This window comes from Aeromonas hydrophila subsp. hydrophila ATCC 7966 (assembly GCF_000014805.1).
GTDB classification, from domain to species: domain Bacteria; phylum Pseudomonadota; class Gammaproteobacteria; order Enterobacterales; family Aeromonadaceae; genus Aeromonas; species Aeromonas hydrophila.
This window is the reverse complement of sequence record NC_008570.1, coordinates 217,501-236,521: the sequence shown is the minus strand read 5'-3', so window position 1 is coordinate 236,521 and position 19,021 is coordinate 217,501. Positions and strand designations below refer to the sequence as shown.

The following is a 19,021-nucleotide window of genomic DNA, read 5'->3' as shown; positions in this document are numbered from 1 at the left end:
GCCCTTGCCATGCAAAAGGCCCGCACATGCGGGCCTTTTTTATTGAGCGAACTCAGCCGACAGGGCGCACCAGCGCGGGCTGATGGGGATCGCTCAGGCGCTCCGCCAGATAGTCCACCAGCAGCCGCACCTTGGGAGAGAGATGGCGGTTGTGGGGATAGAGGGCCCAGATCCCCTCCGCCGGCGCCCGCAGCTCCGGCAGCAGCTCGATAAGCTCGCCTTGGGCCAGGTGGTCACTCACGTAGTAGTCCGGCAGCTGGATGATGCCGATCCCCTTGAGCGCCGCATCCAGCAGGGCGTGGCCGCTGTTGCAGTGCAGCAGGCCGTGCACCCGCACGCTGTGGGGGCGGCCATCCAGGGTGAAGTGCCACTCGTCGCTGTTGCCCACCAGGCAGGTGTGGCGGGTGAGCTCGGAGAGGCTGTTGGGCATGCCGTGGCGGGCGGTGTAGGCGGGAGAGGCGCACACATAGGGCACCCGCTGCGCCAGCTTGCGTGCCACCAGGCTGGAGTCCTTGAGGTGGCCGAGCCGCAGCGCCAGATCGTAGCCCTCGTGCACCAGATCCAGCAGCTGGTTGGTCAGGTTGAGGGTCACCTCCAGCTGGGGAAAGCGCACCATGAAGTCGTTCACCAGCGGGGCGATGCGGCTCTCGCCGTAGGAGACCGGGGCCGTGATGCGCAGAGTGCCCTGCGGCACCGCCTGATGACGCCCCACCGCCAGCTCCGCCTCGTAGAGGTTGTCCAGCAGCTGGCGACAGTGGCGATAGTAGATCTCGCCGAGCTCAGTGAGCCGCACCTGACGGGTGGTGCGCAGCAGCAGCTTGGCCTGCAGCCGATCCTCCAGCTGTGCCACCTGCCGGCTGACTTGCGCCACCGACACCCCCAGCTTGCGCGCCGCCGGGGTAAAGCCCCCCTGCTCCGCCACGCTGACAAACTCACAGATCCCTTCCCAGCCGAACATTATTACCTGTCTGTAAAAGTGATTTCAGATTTCGCCTTATTATCACCAAATAAGCGGGAAACTACACTGAATGTCCGAACCCATTCTCCTCACCCTGCTCAACAATAAGGACATCCGTCATGGCACAGGTTCAAAGCATCAAGTGTAAGGCCGCCATCGCCTGGGGCCCGGGCCAGCCCCTCTCCATCGAAGAAGTCGAGGTCATGCCGCCCCAGGCGGGCGAAGTGCGGGTGCGCATAGTCGCGACCGGCGTCTGCCACACCGATGCCTTCACCCTCTCCGGTGAAGATCCGGAAGGGGTCTTCCCCTGCATCCTCGGCCACGAGGGGGGCGGCATCGTCGAATCCGTCGGCGAGGGCGTCACCAGCGTCAAGGTGGGCGATCACGTGATTCCGCTCTACACCCCCGAGTGCGGCGAGTGCAAGTTCTGCAAATCCGGCAAGACCAACCTGTGCCAGAAGATCCGCGCCACCCAGGGCAAGGGGCTGATGCCGGACGGCACCACCCGCTTCTCCAAGGATGGCCAGCCCATCTATCACTACATGGGCACCTCCACCTTCAGCGAATACACGGTGCTGCCCGAGATCTCCATCGCCAAGGTGGACCCGGCCGCCCCGCTGGAAGAGGTCTGCCTGCTCGGCTGCGGCGTCACCACCGGCATCGGCGCCGTGATGAACACAGCCAAGGTGAAAGAGGGTGAGAGCGTCGCCATCTTCGGGCTGGGCGGCATCGGCCTCTCCGCGGTGATCGGCGCTCGTCTGGCCAAGGCCGGCCGCATCATCGCCATCGACATCAACGAGAGCAAGTTCGAACTGGCCCGCAAGCTGGGCGCCACCGACTGCATCAACCCGAACGACTACGACAAGCCCATCCAGGAGGTGATCGTCGAGCTCACCGACGGCGGCGTCGACTTCTCGTTCGAGTGCATCGGCAACGTCAAGGTGATGCGCGCGGCGCTGGAGTGCTGCCACAAGGGCTGGGGCGAGTCGGTCATCATCGGCGTGGCCGGCGCTGGCCAGGAGATCAGCACCCGTCCGTTCCAGCTGGTCACCGGCCGAGTCTGGCGCGGCAGCGCCTTCGGCGGCGTGCGCGGTCGCAGCGAGCTGCCGAGCTACGTGCAGCGCTACATGCAGGGTGAATTCAAGCTGGACGACTTCATCACCCACACCATGGGGCTTGAGCAGATCAATGAGGCGTTCGATCTGATGCACGAAGGCAAGAGCATCCGCAGCGTCATCCACTACTGAGCATGATCACCCCGCCCACCACCGTGGGCGGGGTGCAGGAGTTCCCCCGATGAATCTGGACATAATCAGCAGCAACAAGAGCTTCGGCGGCTGGCACAAGCGCTACAGCCACGCCTCCGAGGTGCTGGGTTGCGAGATGCGCTTCGCCATCTATCTACCGCCCCAGGCCCTCACCGGCCAGAAGGTACCCGTGCTCTACTGGCTCTCCGGCCTCACCTGCACCGATGAAAACTTCATGCAGAAGGCGGGCGCCCAGCGCATCGCCGCCGAACTCGGCATCGCCCTGGTGGCGCCGGACACCAGCCCGCGCGGCGAAGACGTAGCGGACGACCCCGGTTACGATCTCGGCATGGGCGCCGGCTTCTACGTCAACGCCACCCAGCATCCCTGGCGCGATCACTACCAGATGTACGACTACGTCACCCGCGAGCTGCCCGAGCTCATCGAGACCCACTTCCCGGTCTCGACGAAGCGTGCCATCAGCGGCCACTCCATGGGTGGCCACGGGGCGCTCATCGCCGCCCTGCGCGAGCCAGGTCGCTACCGCTCGGTGTCGGCCTTCAGCCCCATCAGCCACCCGAGCCGCTGTCCCTGGGGCCAGAAGGCACTCGGCGCCTACCTCGGCAACAACCCCTTGCTGTGGCAGGAGTGGGACGCCTGCCAGCTGTTGCGCCACCACCCGGTGACGCCGCTGCCGACTCTGGTGGATGTAGGGCTGGACGATCCCTTCCTGGCCGAACAGCTGCACATCGACGCCCTGGCCGATGCGGCCGCCGGCAAGGAGTGGCCGCTGGAGCTCAACCGCCACGCTGGGTACGACCACAGCTACTACTTCGTGGCGAGCTTCATCGAGGCGCACCTGCGCTTTCACGCCCGCCACCTCTGATCGAAACAGGCCCGTAACGGGCCTGTTTTTTTCTGCTCGGTGGACAAAACCAGTCAGCTGCCCTGCCGGCTCACCTCGCCGGAGCCGGCGATCTCGCTCTGCAGCACGGGATCGCCCCAATAGCTGACCGAGCCCGAGCCGGCGATGCCCACCTTGAGCCGCTCCTGGGCCCGAACCTCCACGTCGCCGCTGCCGGCGATATTGACCTCCACCTCGCGCCCCTTCAGCTCGGCCCCCAGCACATCCCCCGAGCCGGCGATGTTGAGCTCGACCGCCCTGGCCGTGCTGTTCCCCAGATCCAGGCTGCCTGCGCCCGCGATGTTGCCCTCCAGCCGATCCAGTTCGAGCCCGTCGGCGACGATGTCACCGACCCCGGCCACCGACAGCACCAGCGCCTCCCCCTTGAAGCCGCGCAGCTCACCGTTGGCAACCCCTGCCAGCGCCAGCTCATGGAGCGCGGGCAGGGTGATGGTGATCTCCAGCGGCTCGGTCGGATCGAGCCGGTAGCCGTCCTTCACCTCGATCTCCAGCTTGTCGCCCCGCTCGCTCAGCACCAGGTAGGGCAACAGGTTCTCCTGCCCGCGGATGCGCAATCCGCGCGGCTCGCCGGCCACCAGATGGACGCTGGCAGGCACCCCGGCCAGCACCCGGGTCACCTGCCGGCCCACCCCGTGCTGCTGCTCGATCACGGCCCCAGCCCCGCTCACCCGGGTATCATCCAGCCAGCTGCACCCGCTGAGCCCGACCGCCAGCACCACGCCCATCATCCATTTCATCGCCACTCTCCTCATTGTGTATTGGCCAGTCGTGGCCCCTTGGTCAGCATCCATCGCAAAGCCTGTGCCAGTTAGTCAACTACATGATTTTCAATAAAATATCCATTTTTACGCTACATGATCACAACAAATGGAGAGTCATTCAGACCATAATCTGGCGAATCTGACCATCCCCGAACGGGCAGGTGGACGACCGATTGGCGAGCCGTTCACGGGGTCGCTATGCTGACAAGCCGTGGAAGTTTTTGGTTGCCGAGCCGGTCTGTTGAGCCAATAGTGGTACCTTGTGCGTACAAAGCTCTCCATTGCGGTAATGCCATTACCACTGTCTTGTCAGTCTTCACTGTCAACAAGGAGTCAGAGCGTGACCCAAGCCACTCTTCTCTATTCCACCGCCACCGGCCTGCCGGAACCGACCCGTACCCCGCTGCTGACCGGCAGCGATCCCGACCACAAGCGCCGCGAGCTGCTCGCCTACTTCTGCCAGACCTTCGATCTCTACGACTCGCTGTTCGACTGCCTGGCCGACGAGCGGGCCTGGTTTGACAAGGCGATCCCCCTGCGCCACCCGCTCATCTTCTACTACGGCCACACCGCCGCCTTCTTCATCAACAAGCTGCTGGCGGCCCGCCTCATCGAGGGTCGGCTCGATGCCCGCATCGAGGCCATGGTCGCCATCGGGGTGGACGAGATGAGCTGGGACGATCTCGACGAGACCCACTACGACTGGCCCACCGTCGCCGAGCTGCGCGACTATCGCGGCCGGGTGCGCGCGCTGGTGTGTGATGTCATCGAGCGGATGCCGCTGACCCTGCCCATCGACTGGCAGAGCCCGGCCTGGGTCATATTGATGGGGATAGAGCACGAGCGCATCCATCTCGAGACCTCCAGCGTGCTGATCCGCCAGCTGCCGCTGGCCTGGGTGCGCAGCCAGCCCCGGTGGCCGGTCTGCCCCGAGGCGCGGCGTTGCCGTGACGAGGTGCCCGCCAACAGCCTGCTGCCGGTGGCCGGTGGCCGGGTGCGACTCGGCAAACAGGACGCCACCTACGGCTGGGACAACGAATATGGCGAGCGCCACATCGAACTGGCCCCCTTCCAGGCCAGCCGCATGCTGGTGAGCAACGCAGAATTTTTCGATTTCGTGCAGGCGGGCGGCTACCAGACCCGCGCCTGGTGGGATGACGAAGGCTGGGGCTGGCGCCAGTATGCCAGGGCCCGCATGCCCACCTTCTGGGTCGGCGACCCCCTCGAACCCGAGCAACTGCAACTGCGGCTGATGACCGAGCAGGTCACCATGCCCTGGGACTGGCCGGTGGAGGTGAACCAGCTGGAGGCCGCCGCCTTCTGTCGCTGGCAGGCGGCCCAGACCGGGCTGCCCGTCCAGTTGCCGAGCGAGGCGGAGTGGATGCTGCTGCGCGAACAGCTGGCCGGCGATCAACCTGACTGGATCGAGGCACCCGGCAACATCAATCTGGCCCGCTTCGCGTCGTCCTGTCCGGTGGATGCCTGCCCGCAGGGCAGCTTCTTCGATCTGGTGGGCAACGTCTGGCAGTGGACCAGCACCGCCATCGACGGCTTCGAGGGGTTCAAGGTGCATCCCCTCTACGACGACTTCTCCACCCCCACCTTCGACGGCAAGCACACCCTGATCAAGGGAGGCAGCTGGATCAGTACCGGCAACGAGGCACTCAAGTCCTCCCGCTACGCCTTCCGCCGCCACTTCTTCCAGCATGCGGGCTTTCGCTATCTGGTCTCCCGCTATCAGGAGCCGGTCGTCGTCAATCCCTACGAGACCGACACGCTCGTCGCTCAGTATCTCGACTTCCAGTACGGGCCGACCCACTTCGGGGTCGCCAACTACGCCCAGACCCTGGCCGGCCTGGCCAGCGAACTGTGCAGCCGCCATGAGCGGGCGCTCGACATCGGCTGCGCCACCGGCCGCGCCAGCTTCGAACTGGCGCGCCGCTTCGCCCACGTGGACGGGGTCGACTACTCGGCCCGCTTCATCGACGTGGCGCTGGCGCTCGCCAGCCAGGACAGCTTCCGCTACGCGGTGCCGGTGGAAGGGGAGCTGGTGGAGTATTGCGAGGCGCGGCTCTCCCGCCATGAGCTCGGCCGCGAACAGAGCGAGCGGGTCCACTTCAGCCAGGGGGATGCCTGCAACCTCAAGCCCAGGTACGGCGACTACGACCTGGTGCTCGCCTCCAACCTGATCGACCGGCTGCGGGAACCCGCCCGCTTCCTGCGGGACATTGCGCCCAGACTGCGCAGCGGCGGCCTGCTGGTGCTCACCAGCCCCTACACCTGGCTGACCGACTACACCCCCAAGGCCAACTGGCTCGGCGGTGTGCGCGAGAACGGCGAGGCCCTCGGCACCTATCAGGCGCTGCAACGGCTGCTGGCGGCGGAGTTCGAGGAGCAGATGCCCCCGCGGGATGTCCCCTTCGTCATCCGCGAGACCGCCCGCAAGCACCAGCACACGGTGGCCCAGCTCACCGTCTGGCGCAAACGCTGACGAGGCAGCAAACGAAAGAGGGAGGCCCATGGCCTCCCTCTTTTTTATCCGGACCGCTTACCCCTGTTGAACCTGGGGCACGGCCTCCTGCTCGTGGTAGCGACGAGCCAGCACGGCGCACACCATCAGCTGGATCTGGTGGAAGATCATCAGCGGCAGCACCATGACCCCGACGCTGGCGGCCGGGAACATGACGTTGGCCATCGGCACCCCGTTGGCCAGGCTCTTCTTCGAGCCGCAGAAGACGATGGTGATCTCGTCCGCCCTGTTGAAGCCGAGGCGGCGGCTGATCCAGACGTTCCAGCCCAGCACCAGTGCCAGCAGCACGCAGCTCAGCAGCACGATACTGGCCAGATCGTACCAGCCGACCTGATGCCAGATCCCCTGCACCACCGCCTCGCTGAAGGCCACATAGACCACCAGCAGGATGGAGCTCTGGTCCAGCTTGCCAATGAGCGGCCGGTGGCTGTCGACCCAGCGGCCGATAAGCGGGCGCGACAGGTGGCCCACCACGAACGGCAGCATCAGCTGCACCATGATGGCCTGAATGGAGTGCCAGGTATCGACCCCCTCCCCCTGCACATTGATCATCAGCCCCACCAGCACCGGCGAGAGGAAGATGCCGAGGATGCTGGAGGCCGAGGCGCTGCACACCGCCGCCGACACATTGCCGCCAGCCATGGAGGTGAAGGCGATGGCCGACTGCACGGTGGCAGGCAGGGCACAGAGGTAGAGGAAACCGAGGTAGATGGCCGGGCTCAACCAGTGGGGCACCAGCGGCGTGAGCAGCAGCCCCAGCAGTGGAAACAGCACGAAGGTGCTGGCCATCACCACCAGGTGCAGCCGCCAATGGCCGAGGCCCGCCAGCAGGTTTTGGCGCGACAGCTTGGCGCCATGCATGAAGAACAGCAGCGCCACCGCCAGCTTGGTCAGCAGACCGAACCAGACGGCCACCTGCCCCTCGCAGGGGAAGAAGGAGGCCAACGCGACCACCACAATCAGTACAGAGGTAAAGGGATCCAGACGCACGAGCGGTCTCCGGTGAAAGCAGATCCCGTCCCCGCGCGGGGCCGGTGATCGGGGACGACAGGAAACACAACAGGAGCTGTGGCACAGCTCCTGTTGAAACGAATCCCCAGCTTACCCCGATAAGCGGGAGGCGCAAAGTTGAGCGGCCCCCCTTTATCTGCCGGAAATTAAGCAAGCCCGGCTGGCCACCGGATCCGGCCAGCCTTGTGCTTCAACTCTGCTTGGCCAGCTTGCCGCCGGCTGTGCCGGTGGCCTGCTTGCGGGCTTGGCGCTTCTCGAAGCGGGAGATCCACCAGTAGGCCAGCGCCGAGAAGACCGCGGTCATGAAGACGTTGATGAAGAAGGCGCGCACCAGATCCACCCCGCTCGGGAAGGCGGAGGCGCTCATGCTCACCACGAAGATGGCGATCAGCACCGACACCACCCCCATCCCGAAGGTGCGCGATCCCATGCGGAACTCGCGCGGGGTGTCGTCGTGTTTCCAGCGGAACACGAAGTAGGCCACCATGATGAAGATCGGCGGCAGCATGGCGGTACCGGCGGTGAGGTTGATGGCGGTGTTCATCATCTGCTGCACGGATTCCGAGCCGAAGCCGTTGACCACCAGCATCACGAACACGAAGGCGAACTGCCACCAGGCGGCGCGTACCGGCACGCCGTGCTCGTTGAGCTGGGTGGTCTTCTCGCCGTAGACACCCTGCGGGATCTCGGAGAAGTGGATCTTCACCGGCGCCGAGGTCCACATCATCATGGAGCCGAACATGGCGATGAACAGCACCACGCCGACGAAGCGGCCCACCAGTGCTTCCGACAGCTGGAAGTACTGGGCCATGCCGGTGAAGATCTCCACCATGCCGCCGGCATAGGTGAGGCTCTCGCGCGGCACGAACACGTTCACCAGCAGGGAACCGACCGCATACATGGCACCGATGACGATGCCGGCGCTGATGATCACCTTGATGAAGGACTTCTGGCCCCCCTTCACGTCATTGAGGTAGGCCGCCGCCGTCTCAGCACCGCCCGCCGCCTGGAAGATCCAGCACATGATGCCGAGCGTCGCCCAGTTGACGGTGGGAGTCATGGCTTCCAGGGTGATGGGCTGGGCCGGCACATGATCGCCACTCAGGGCCATCAGGGCGCCCAGCACATAGATGGCGAACAGGGCAAACACCCCGTAGGCCACGATCTCGGCAATCTTGCCGAGCCAGCTCGCCCCCTTGGTGGAGATGTGGGTCGCCGCCGCAAACAGCACGATGGAGATGACCGAGGTGACCATGGGCGAGAAGCTGTACTCGTACCCCAGCATGGCGTAGGAGGCGTAGGCGATGACGTTGGGCAGCAGGGAGACGAACCAGAACAGGTTCACGAACCAGTAGAGAAACGAGCCCAGATAGGCCATCCGGGTGCCGAGCGGCTTTTTCAGCCAGTCGTACATGCCCGACTCGGAGTTTTTGTTGGCCGAGACGAACTCGGCGATGATGAAGACGAACGGGATGAAGTAGACCAGGGTCGCCAGCAGGAAGATGGGGGCGGAGCTGAGCCCCAGCTCGATGTTGTTGTTGACGATGTTGCGCACGTTGAACACGGCGGCAAAGGTCATCGACAACAGGGCAAACTTGCCTATGGTGCCGCGTACGGATTCAGACATGGTGTCCTCCAGTGGACTCGCGCTCCCTGCGGGTAACGCTGTGACTCTGTGATGTGTTTGGCAAGGGTCTGTCGGCCCCGCCCTTTACTCTCTTGTTATGATCGGACCGCGTGGACGGCCTCGTTGGTGAACCGGTGCCGTCTCCCGCACCGGTTCGCAATCTCAGTCAGACGATCGGAGTGCCCGGCGCCATCGGCACCCGCGGCTGCAACAGCACGCTCTGGCTCTCGTCCGGGGTCTCGGCGCAGAGCAACATGCATTCGGATCGCTCGCCGCGCATCCTGGTGGGCTTGAGGTTGGTCAGCACCACCACCTCGCTGCCCATCAGCTCCTCTTCGCTGTAATAGGGCACCAGGCTGGTGACGGTCTGCAGCGGCTGCTCGCCACCCACGTCGATCTGGACGATATAGAGTTTGTCGGCACCGGGGTGGCGCACCACCTCCAGCACCTTGCCCACCTTCATCTCGACCCGCTTGAATTCGGCAAACTCGATCGTCTCGCTCATGCTTTTTTCCTTTTCTGGTTCAACGGTTTGCGGGTGGCCAACGACCACCCGGTTTGATTGGGAGTCAATGCAGTGGCTATGGCGTCTGCATGGCGACCTGCGCCGCCGGCTGGGCCTCTTTCGCACGCGCCTCGGCGCTGAGAGAGGCCTCGTATCTGTTGTATTTCCACCAGGCGAAGCCGAGGAAGATCAGGATCCCGCCGACGTTGTAGAAGACGATGGTCATGATGTCTGCGCCAGTCGGGAAGGTGGAGGCGAGGAAGCCCACCGAGAAGATGGCGATCAGCACCGACACCACGGCGATGCCGGTGGTGCGCGACCCCATCTTGAACTCCCGCGGCAGGTGGTCGAGCTTCAGCCGCAGATTGAGGTAGGCCAGCATGATGAACAGCGGCGGCAGCATGGAGGCGGCGGCGGTCATGTTGATGACGGTGTTCATCAGATCCTGCGCGGTGTTGGAGCCCAGGGTCGGGATCACCATCAGCGGCAGCACGATGAGGTACTGGATCCAGGCTGCCCGGGCGGGCACGCCGTTCTCGTTCAGCTCGACCGTCTTCTTGCCGAAGATGCCGGCCGGGATCTCGGAGAAGAAGATCTTCACCGGGGTCGCGGTCCACATCAGCAGGGAGCCGAACATGGCGGTGAAGGAGACCAGCCCGACGAAGCGGTTCATCAGGATCTCCGGCAAGCCGAAGTAGGCCGCCAGCCCCTCGAACACCTGCACCGAGCCGCCGGTGTATTTCAGGGTGTCACTGTGGACGAACACGTTGATCAACAGCGAGGCGATGGAGTAGAGCACGCCGATAAAGATCCCGGCGACGATGATCACCTTCACGAAGGATTTGGAGCCCCCTTTCACGTCATTGACGTAGACCGCCACCGACTCGGCGCCCCCGGCCGCCATAAAGATCCAGGTAGTGATGCCGAGGAACGCCCAGCTGAAATCGGGGACCATGGCCTCGACCGTGATGGGGTCGGCCGGCTGCACGCCGCCCACCAGAGCCGCACCTGCCAGCAGGATGTAGGAGAGGGTCAGCAGCAGCATCAGGGACGAAGTCACCGAGGTGATGGGGCCCAGCATCTTGGCGCCGTTGGTGGAGACATAGGTGGCAAAGGCAAACAGCACCATGCTCAAGGCCGTGGTCGCCACCGGGGTGAGAATGTACTCGTAGCCGAGAAAGGCATAGGAGGCGTAGGCGATGACCCGCGGCAGCAAGGAGGTGAAGAAGAAGAGGTTCACGAACCAGTAGGTGTAGGCGGAGATAAAGGCCCAGCGACCGCCGAGGGAGCTTTTCACCCAGGCATACACCCCTGCTTCGGAGTTTTTGTTCAGTGATACGAACTCCGCAATGATCAGGCAGAACGGAATGAAGTAAAAAATGGTGGCCAGAAAGAACATCGGGGCCGAGGCCAGACCGATCTCGATGTTGTTGTTGATGACGTTGTTGAAGCTGAATACCGCCGCGAAGGTGAGCGACAGCAGACCAAACTTGCCTATCGTATTGCGTTTGGAATCAGACATGGTGCATCTCCAGACCTGTAGTTATCTCGCGAAAGAGCGGGGCATGATTTGTAGGGTGAGCCCCGCCCTTCCGGCTTTTATCAGTGCAGAACCGGCGGCTTGTTATTTGTTCTTGAAGTAGCCGCCTTCGACGGTGACCTTGATGATCAGCTTGCGTACCGGCGCATCACCGACGAATCGGTAGGCCTCGTCGTTCTCGAAGATCACCACCTGCCCGTTACCCACCTGCTGGCGCTCACGCACCTCACCGACCAGCCACTCGCGGTCTGTGGTGTCGTCATAGCCCTGCTCGACCCGCAGGTCCGACTTGGCAGCCCACTCCACCGTCTCTTCCCCTTCCAGGTAGTAGTGAACGTCGAAGTAGCGGCGCTGCCCCTCGAACAATGAGGTGGCCGGGCTGGCCCCCTCCTGCAAGCGATAGGTGAGGGAGTCGCCGATGGAGTGGCAGATGCCGGGCTTGAGGTTGGCCAGGTTGTTGATGGCCTCCACGCAGCGGCCCCACTTCTTGCCCTCCCGGTAGATGTTTTTGAACAGGGTCAGGTTGTCCAGGGTGATCATGCGAGGTTCCTCCCGCCGTTGATGGTGAGATCGAGCCCGGCCAGCGCAGCCGGATTGAGGTTGCCACGGGCGATGGGCAGCAGGGTCAGGCCGAAGCTGAACGGCTCGAAGCGCACCCGCCAGGAGTCCAGCACCTCGGAACCCCAGGAGTTGGAGCCCAGCCCCAGTACCTTGTGATCCAGATTGAGGGTGAGATAACCACTCGGCTCCAGCTCGTTGATGTGCTGCGCCGCGTGGATGTGCTCCCAGCTGTAGGGCCAGACGCTCAGGTTGATGGGGGCATCGGGCCGCACGTAGAGACCGGCGCCGTGGCGATTGGTCAGGGTCGCCCAGCGCACCTGCTGGCGGTTGCCGTTGTCCTGCGGGAAGGGGTAGTGCTCCCACATCTCGCCGACTGTGCTCTGGAAGCTGTCGATCCAGTTGCTCTGGCGGCTGTCCTGATAGTTCTCGCCCGGCCCCATGCCGTAGTAGTGCACCCGGTCGAGATCCTGACGAATACCCAGCTCGAAGCCGATCTTGGGAATGATGTCGTCATAGCCGCCGTAGGGCTGACCGGACAGTGCCACGTGCAGCTGGCCGTTCGGGCTCAGGGTGTAGACGTAGCGGCAGCGCATGCCGAAGTCGAACACCGGCGGCGCGATCAGGCTCTCCACCGTCACCTCGACCACCTCACCCAGCTGACGCCAGCTCAGAGTGCGGAAGTGCTCCTGCATGATCTGCAGGTGGTTCGGGTGCCACAGGCTCTCGTACTCCTGCTTGTGGTTGTCGATCATCGGCTTGAAGAAGGTGAGGCGCGGCGCCCGCTCGATAAGCTCATTGCCATCCTGCTGCCAGCTCACCAGCTTGCCGTCGAGGCGCGAGAAGCGCAGGGCGAAGCCGCTGCCGCTCAAGGTCAGCGCAAGCCGCTCATCGGCAATCTGCAACGCCGTGGCATTGGGGTTGGCAAAGGGCTGCAGCTGGCGAGTCGACTCTTTCAGCTGGAACTGGTACTGGCCCAGCTCGTGCTCCGCCGCGCTGTAGCGGGTGGCAGTGGCCTTGATGACCCGCAGCTGGACGAAGGTTTCCCGCCCATCGAGGGATGGCAGTTCGAGTTGCAGCTCGGTGGTGGCACCGGGAGCCACCCCTTCCAGCCGGATCTGCTGGCTGGCCAGCAGTTCGCCCTCGGCCTTCACTTCGACCAGCAGACGGATGTCGTCGAGATTGGAGAACCAGTAACGGTTTTCCACTTCCAGCTTGCCGCTGGCCAGATCCAGCGCGCGCACCTTGACCGGGCAGATCACCTGCTTGTATTCGCGCAGGCCCGGCCCAGGGGTCTGATCAGGATAGATGAGGCCATCCATGCAGAAGTTGTAGTTGTTGGGGTAGTCGCCGTAGTCGCCACCGTACTTGTAGACCGGGCGGCCCTGCTCGTCCTGATCCAGAATGCCGTGATCGCACCACTCCCAGATGTAGTGACCCTGAATGTGGGGATGACGGTCGAACACCTGCTGATATTCGCTGAGGCCACCCGGGCCGTTGCCCATGGCGTGGGCGTATTCGCAGAGGATGCGCGGCTTAGGCATAGGGAACTCGCCGAAGCAGTTCATCTGGGAGACGCGCGAATACATGGTGCTGACCAGATCCACCACCTCGGCATCGCGGTCTTCCTCGTAGTGCACCAGTCGGGTCGGATCCATCTGCTTGCAGCGGCGGTACATGGCCCTGATGTTGCAGCCGTAGCCGGACTCGTTGCCCAGCGACCAGATGATGATGGAGGGGTGGTTCTTCTGGGCGTGAACATGGCGCTCGATGCGATCCACGAACACCGGCTCCCAGAAGGGATCGTCTGTGATGCGGCTGAGATCGCCGACGTTGGCAAAACCGTGGGTCTCCACGTCTGTCTCCGCCATCACGAACAGGCCGTACTGATCGCACAGCTCATAGAAGCGCGGGTCGTTCGGGTAGTGGGCAGTGCGCACCGAGTTGAGGTTGTGCTGCTTCATCAGCACGATATCGCGTTCCACCCGATCCATGCCGACCGCACGGCTCTTGAGGTGGTCGTTGTCGTGACGGTTCACCCCGTGCAGCTTGAGGTAGTGGCCGTTGACGTAGAAGAGGCCATCCTTGACCTTGATTTCACGCACCCCGACCCGCTGCGGGATCACTTCCAGCAGCTCGCCCTGTCCGTTGTAGAGGGAGAGTTGCAGCTGGTAGAGGTAAGGATCTTCGGCGCTCCACAGATGGGGGTTGGCCAGATCCAGCGTGAAGCGACAATCACACTTGCCGTCGATGGCGAGATGGTCGAGCGAGCCGCTGGCGATCTCGCTGCCCTGATCCAGCAGCGACCAGACCAGACGGTGATCACGGGCAGCTGCACCCAGGTTCTCGAGCTGGATATCGCAGCTAAGGGTGGCGCTCTGGTTGTCATCGGCCAGCGCGGTGCGGATGAAGAAGTCCTGCACATGGGCGGCCGGTTTGCCCACCAGATAGACGTCGCGGAAGATCCCCGCCATCCACCACATATCCTGATCTTCGATATAAGTGGAGTCCGCCCACTGCATCACCCGCACCGACAGCAGGTTCTCGCCAACCTTGGCGTAGGCACTGATATCGAACTCGGCGGTGAGACGGCTGCCCTTGCTGAAGCCGATGTAGTGGCCGTTCACATAGACCTCAAAGTAGGTCTCCACCCCGTCAAACTTGATGATCACCTGCTCGCCGTCCCAGGCCTGGCTCAGCGTGAAGCTGCGCTGATAGGCGCCGGTGGGGTTGTTGGTCGGCACGAAGGGCACATCGATGGGGAAGGGAAAACCTTCGTCGGTGTACTGCAGCTGCCCATGCCCTTCCATCTGCCACATGTTGGGCACGGTGATCTGGTCCCACTCGCTCATGGGGCTGTGATAGAAGGCCTCCGGCACCTGCAGGGGATGGTCGAAGTAGTGGAACTGCCACTGGCCGCTAAGGCTCAAAAAACGGCGGCTCAGTTCGCGCTGCATGGTGGCCGCCAGCGCATGGTCGGCATAAGAGAAGAAGTAGGCACGCGGAGCCAGCCTGTTTTCACCAACGAATTGGACGTTTTCCCAGTTATTCACATGTCCTCCCGGAACAAGGCAACGTTAACTGGGTAAACTCTAGATAAACATTTACTAAATATCAGCTTTGGATTGGTAAAGTTTTAACCTGATCACAATGCACAGATGGTTTTGTGAGCGAGATCAGAAGCGGGAGATAAAGGAGAGCAAACTATAGAGGAGTGGCATGGATGTTGATAATAGCTGGCTAAACTGGAATGAAATCAACTATAAAACAACATGATATGACGCAATGGAATGATATGGGAAAGAGGTTTGCTTGGGAGAGGTGTCGCACCACCGCAAGATGGTGCGACTAAAAAATGGATTATTTTACTAAAATCAGCGCGTAGTACCACGCAGGGTCAACTTACTCGGTACCAGCACCCGCAGCGGGACATCCCGCTCGTCCCGCAGCCGCTCAACCAGCAGATTGACCCCCTGGGAGCCCATCAACTCGGAGTGGATCCGCACCGTGGAGAGCGGCGGGAAGGTGAACTTGGCGGTCGGAATATCGTTGACGCTGATAAGCTCAATCTGTTGGGGAATCGCTATTCCCTTCTCATGGATGGCACGCAACACACCGATGGCGATGGAGTCGGAGGCGACGAACAGCGCCCTGGGCCAATCTCCAGCCAGCATCTCTTTGGCCAACTTGTAGCCGGAGGCGCTGGAGAAATCCCCGCGATAGAGGTCGCTCTCCTGCACCACACCAAGGCGCTGACCATAGTCGAGGAAAGCTAGCTCGCGCAGATCCGGGCCATCATCCTGGCCGCCGATATAGCCGATGCGCTGGTGTCCCTGGGCGATGAAGAAGTCCACTACCTGCTGGCTGATCAGCGCCAGATCCACGTCAATCGAGTCAAAGTCCCCCTGAGAACGGCAATCCACGAACACCAGCTGGGCAGAGAGGGAGTGGAGCGCGGCGAGACGCTCTGCAGGCAGATGACCGATGACCAGGATACCGTCGACCGCGGAGAGATCGCGCCCCTCGGCACCGTTGTAGAAGTGGGTCAGCTCGATGTTGAGACGGGCACACTGGGTCTCGATGCCATAGCGGATGGCTAGATAATAGGGATCGTTGACCTCGGTGCTCTGCGGGTAGGCATAGACCGCCAGGAAGTGCAGCTTGCTCTTGTGAACTCCCTTGCGGGCACCGCTGGTCTTGTACTCCAGCCGTTCGGCGATCTCGAAGATCTTCTGCTTGGTCTCTTCCTTGACGCTCAGCGTCGGATCTTCATTGAGCACCCGCGACACGGTAGCCTGGGAGACCCCCGCCTCCAGTGCAATTTCCTTCAACGTGGCCATGCATACTCCTCTGGCGATGACTCCCGACAATACCAGACCAAGAGTAACGGGCAACGTGCTGACATCCCAGCATTTTTACTAAAAGAAACCCATCAGGTCGGCAAAATTCCAATGCAAAAAGGCCTCCCGAATGGGAGGCCTCTTCTAAATAGGTGCCTGACAGTGTCCTACTCTCGCATGGCGAATGCCACACTACCATCGGCGCTACCGCGTTTCACTTCTGAGTTCGGCATGGGATCAGGTGGTTCCACGGCGCTATTGCCGTCAGGCAAAAGCTTTACTACTTCAATAATGGTGCTGATACCCAGAGTCGAACTGGGGACCTCATCCTTACCAAGGATGCGCTCTACCAACTGAGCCATATCAGCACACTAACCGGTAAAGACCGCACTGTGTGCGCTATCTAAATCTTCTGTCCAACACAACCTGACGTTGTATCGCGACCAACCACATCGCTGTGATTGCTTAATTGATGCCTGGCAGTGTCCTACTCTCGCATGGCGAATGCCACACTACCATCGGCGCTACCGCGTTTCACTTCTGAGTTCGGCAAGGGATCAGGTGGTTCCACGGCGCTATGGCCGCCAGGCAAATTCTTCAATCTTAGAAAGCTGACGTGAATAACGAACTGCCTGTTGGCGTCGCTATCACTGAATTAGTAGTTCGTTCATTCGCTACAAGGCCCAGAACACTTCTTGGGTGTTGTATGGTTAAGCCTCACGGGTAATTAGTATGGGTTAGCTCAACACGTCGCCGCGCTTACACACCCCACCTATCAACGTTGTGGTCTCCAACGGCCCTTTAGGACCCTCAAGGGGTCAGGGATGACTCATCTCAGGGCTCGCTTCCCGCTTAGATGCTTTCAGCGGTTATCGATTCCGAACTTAGCTACCGGGCAGTGCCACTGGCGTGACAACCCGAACACCAGAGGTTCGTTCACTCCGGTCCTCTCGTACTAGGAGCAACTCCCTTCAATCATCCAACGCCCACGGCAGATAGGGACCGAACTGTCTCACGACGTTCTGAACCCAGCTCGCGTACCACTTTAAATGGCGAACAGCCATACCCTTGGGACCGACTTCAGCCCCAGGATGTGATGAGCCGACATCGAGGTGCCAAACACCGCCGTCGATATGAACTCTTGGGCGGTATCAGCCTGTTATCCCCGGAGTACCTTTTATCCGTTGAGCGATGGCCCTTCCATTCAGAACCACCGGATCACTATGACCTACTTTCGTACCTGCTCGACCTGTCCGTCTCGCAGTTAAGCTGGCTTATGCCATTGCACTAACCTCCTGATGTCCGACCAGGATTAGCCAACCTTCGTGCTCCTCCGTTACTCTTTGGGAGGAGACCGCCCCAGTCAAACTACCCACCAGGCACTGTCCGCGACCCCGATTCAGGGGCCTGCGTTAGAACATCAAACATACAAGGGTGGTATTTCAAGGACGGCTCCAGCGCAACTGGCGTCACGCCTTCAAAGCCTCCCACCTATCCTACACATGTAGGTTCAATGTTCAGTGCCAAGCTGTAGTAAAGGTTCACGGGGTCTTTCCGTCTAGCCGCGGGTACACCGCATCTTCACGGCGAATTCGATTTCACTGAGTCTCGGGTGGAGACAGCATGGCCATGGTTACACCATTCGTGCAGGTCGGAACTTACCCGACAAGGAATTTCGCTACCTTAGGACCGTTATAGTTACGGCCGCCGTTTACCGGGGCTTCGATCAAGAGCTTCGCTTGCGCTAACCCCATCAATTAACCTTCCGGCACCGGGCAGGTGTCACACCCTATACGTCCACTTTCGTGTTTGCAGAGTGCTGTGTTTTTGATAAACAGTCCCAGCCATCTGGTCACTGCGACTCCCAACTGCTCCATCCGCAAGGGACTTCACTGTCAAGAGCGAACCTTCTCCCGAAGTTACGGTTCTATTTTGCCTAGTTCCTTCACCCGAGTTCTCTCAAGCGCCTTGGTATTCTCTACCCGACCACCTGTGTCGGTTTGGGGTACGATGACTTGTAATCTGAAGCTTAGAGGCTTTTCCTGGAAGCAGGGCATCAATGGCTTCCGCACCGTAGTGCGTTCGTCTCGTGTCTCAGTGTTGTGTCTCCGGATTTGCCTAGAAACACCACCTACGCACTTTCACCAGGACAACCGTCGCCTGGCCCACCTAGCCTTCTCCGTCCCCCCATCGCAATTACAAGTCGTGCAGGAATATTAACCTGCTTCCCATCGACTACGCCTTTCGGCCTCGCCTTAGGGGTCGACTCACCCTGCCCCGATTAACGTTGGACAGGAACCCTTGGTCTTCCGGCGAGGAGGCTTTTCACCCCCTTTATCGTTACTTACGTCAGCATTCGCACTTCTGATATCTCCAGCATGCCTCTCGACACACCTTCGCAGACTTACAGAACGCTCCCCTACCACTCACGCTTAGCGTGAATCCGCGGCTTCGGTGCCTGGTTTGAGCCCCGTTACATCTTCCGCGCAGGCCGACTCGACTAGTGAGCTATTACGCTTTCTTTAAATGATGGCTGCTTCTAAGCCAACATCCTAGCTGTCTGAGCCTTCCCACATCGTTTCCCACTTAACCAGAACTTTGGGACCTTAGCCGGCGGTCTGGGTTGTTTCCCTCTTCACGACGGACGTTAGCACCCGCCGTGTGTCTCCCGGATATTACTTACTGGTATTCGGAGTTTGCATGGGGTTGGTAAGTCGGGATGACCCCCTAGCCCAAACAGTGCTCTACCCCCAGTAGTATTCGTCCGAGGCGCTACCTAAATAGCTTTCGGGGAGAACCAGCTATCTCCGAGTTTGATTGGCCTTTCACCCCCAGCCACAGGTCATCCCCTAACTTTGCAACGTTAGTGGGTTCGGTCCTCCAGTTGATGTTACTCAACCTTCAACCTGCCCATGGCTAGATCACCCGGTTTCGGGTCTACACCTTGCAACTAGACGCCCAGTTAAGACTCGGTTTCCCTACGGCTCCCCTATACGGTTAACCTCGCTACAAAATGTAA

12 protein-coding genes, 1 tRNA gene and 3 rRNA genes (1 of these 16 cut by a window edge) are annotated in these 19,021 nt (G+C 61.4%); 3 read left to right on the top strand and 13 right to left on the bottom strand.

Annotation, left to right across the window (positions count from 1 at the left end):
- Positions 1-52: 52 nt before the first annotated feature.
- Positions 53-958 (bottom strand): LysR substrate-binding domain-containing protein, encoded by a 906-nt coding sequence (locus tag AHA_RS01070; RefSeq protein WP_005307641.1) that lies wholly within the window; start codon positions 956-958, stop codon positions 53-55.
- 119 nt (positions 959-1,077) lie between these two features.
- On the opposite strand from AHA_RS01070, the gene AHA_RS01065 reads away from it, so the two are divergent.
- Together AHA_RS01065 and fghA are read left to right on the top strand one after the other, a co-directional pair.
- Positions 1,078-2,205, top strand: coding sequence for an S-(hydroxymethyl)glutathione dehydrogenase/class III alcohol dehydrogenase (locus AHA_RS01065; protein WP_005307638.1), 1,128 nt, complete (start codon positions 1,078-1,080; stop codon positions 2,203-2,205).
- A gap of 49 nt (positions 2,206-2,254) precedes the next feature.
- Positions 2,255-3,091, top strand: coding sequence for an S-formylglutathione hydrolase (gene fghA / locus AHA_RS01060; protein ID WP_011704224.1), 837 nt, complete (start codon positions 2,255-2,257; stop codon positions 3,089-3,091).
- Positions 3,092-3,144: 53 nt separating this feature from the next.
- Here the strand turns inward: fghA and AHA_RS01055 are convergent, their stop codons facing one another.
- On the bottom strand, positions 3,145-3,867 hold the full coding sequence (locus AHA_RS01055; RefSeq protein ID WP_011704223.1) for a head GIN domain-containing protein: 723 nt from the start codon (positions 3,865-3,867) through the stop codon (positions 3,145-3,147).
- A gap of 364 nt (positions 3,868-4,231) precedes the next feature.
- Here AHA_RS01055 and ovoA point away from each other — a divergent pair, with 364 nt between their 5' ends.
- Complete coding sequence (ovoA, locus tag AHA_RS01050) at positions 4,232-6,382, top strand: 5-histidylcysteine sulfoxide synthase (RefSeq protein WP_011704222.1); 2,151 nt, start codon at positions 4,232-4,234, stop codon at positions 6,380-6,382.
- A gap of 57 nt (positions 6,383-6,439) precedes the next feature.
- Here the strand turns inward: ovoA and AHA_RS01045 are convergent, their stop codons facing one another.
- The 11 genes from AHA_RS01045 to AHA_RS00995 all read right to left on the bottom strand — a co-directional run.
- Complete coding sequence (locus tag AHA_RS01045) at positions 6,440-7,411, bottom strand: bile acid:sodium symporter family protein (RefSeq protein WP_010635494.1); 972 nt, start codon at positions 7,409-7,411, stop codon at positions 6,440-6,442.
- 211 nt (positions 7,412-7,622) lie between these two features.
- Positions 7,623-9,059 carry an amino acid permease gene (locus AHA_RS01040; RefSeq protein ID WP_011704221.1) on the bottom strand — a complete coding sequence of 479 codons (1,437 nt, stop codon included), beginning with the start codon at positions 9,057-9,059 and terminating at the stop codon, positions 7,623-7,625.
- A 166-nt stretch (positions 9,060-9,225) separates the two neighbouring features.
- Positions 9,226-9,564, bottom strand: a complete 339-nt coding sequence (locus AHA_RS01035) for a tRNA-binding protein (RefSeq protein ID WP_164927506.1) — start codon at positions 9,562-9,564, stop codon at positions 9,226-9,228.
- A 76-nt stretch (positions 9,565-9,640) separates the two neighbouring features.
- Positions 9,641-11,086, bottom strand: a complete 1,446-nt coding sequence (locus AHA_RS01030) for an amino acid permease (protein ID WP_011704219.1) — start codon at positions 11,084-11,086, stop codon at positions 9,641-9,643.
- A gap of 102 nt (positions 11,087-11,188) precedes the next feature.
- Positions 11,189-11,644 carry a beta-galactosidase subunit beta gene (locus AHA_RS01025; RefSeq protein WP_011704218.1) on the bottom strand — a complete coding sequence of 152 codons (456 nt, stop codon included), beginning with the start codon at positions 11,642-11,644 and terminating at the stop codon, positions 11,189-11,191.
- Positions 11,641-14,715 carry a beta-galactosidase subunit alpha gene (ebgA, locus tag AHA_RS01020; protein WP_011704217.1) on the bottom strand — a complete coding sequence of 1,025 codons (3,075 nt, stop codon included), beginning with the start codon at positions 14,713-14,715 and terminating at the stop codon, positions 11,641-11,643. The genes AHA_RS01025 and ebgA overlap by 4 nt, the downstream gene beginning before the upstream one ends.
- A 321-nt stretch (positions 14,716-15,036) precedes the next feature.
- On the bottom strand, positions 15,037-16,002 hold the full coding sequence (ebgR, locus tag AHA_RS01015) for a transcriptional regulator EbgR (RefSeq protein WP_011704216.1): 966 nt from the start codon (positions 16,000-16,002) through the stop codon (positions 15,037-15,039).
- Between the two features lie 154 nt (positions 16,003-16,156).
- Positions 16,157-16,271 (bottom strand): 5S ribosomal RNA (gene rrf, locus AHA_RS01010).
- A gap of 23 nt (positions 16,272-16,294) precedes the next feature.
- Positions 16,295-16,370 (bottom strand) — tRNA-Thr (locus tag AHA_RS01005).
- 106 nt (positions 16,371-16,476) lie between these two features.
- Positions 16,477-16,591: ribosomal RNA gene (gene rrf / locus AHA_RS01000) — 5S ribosomal RNA — on the bottom strand.
- A gap of 117 nt (positions 16,592-16,708) precedes the next feature.
- Positions 16,709-19,021: ribosomal RNA gene (locus AHA_RS00995) — 23S ribosomal RNA — on the bottom strand; it runs 576 nt beyond the window's last position.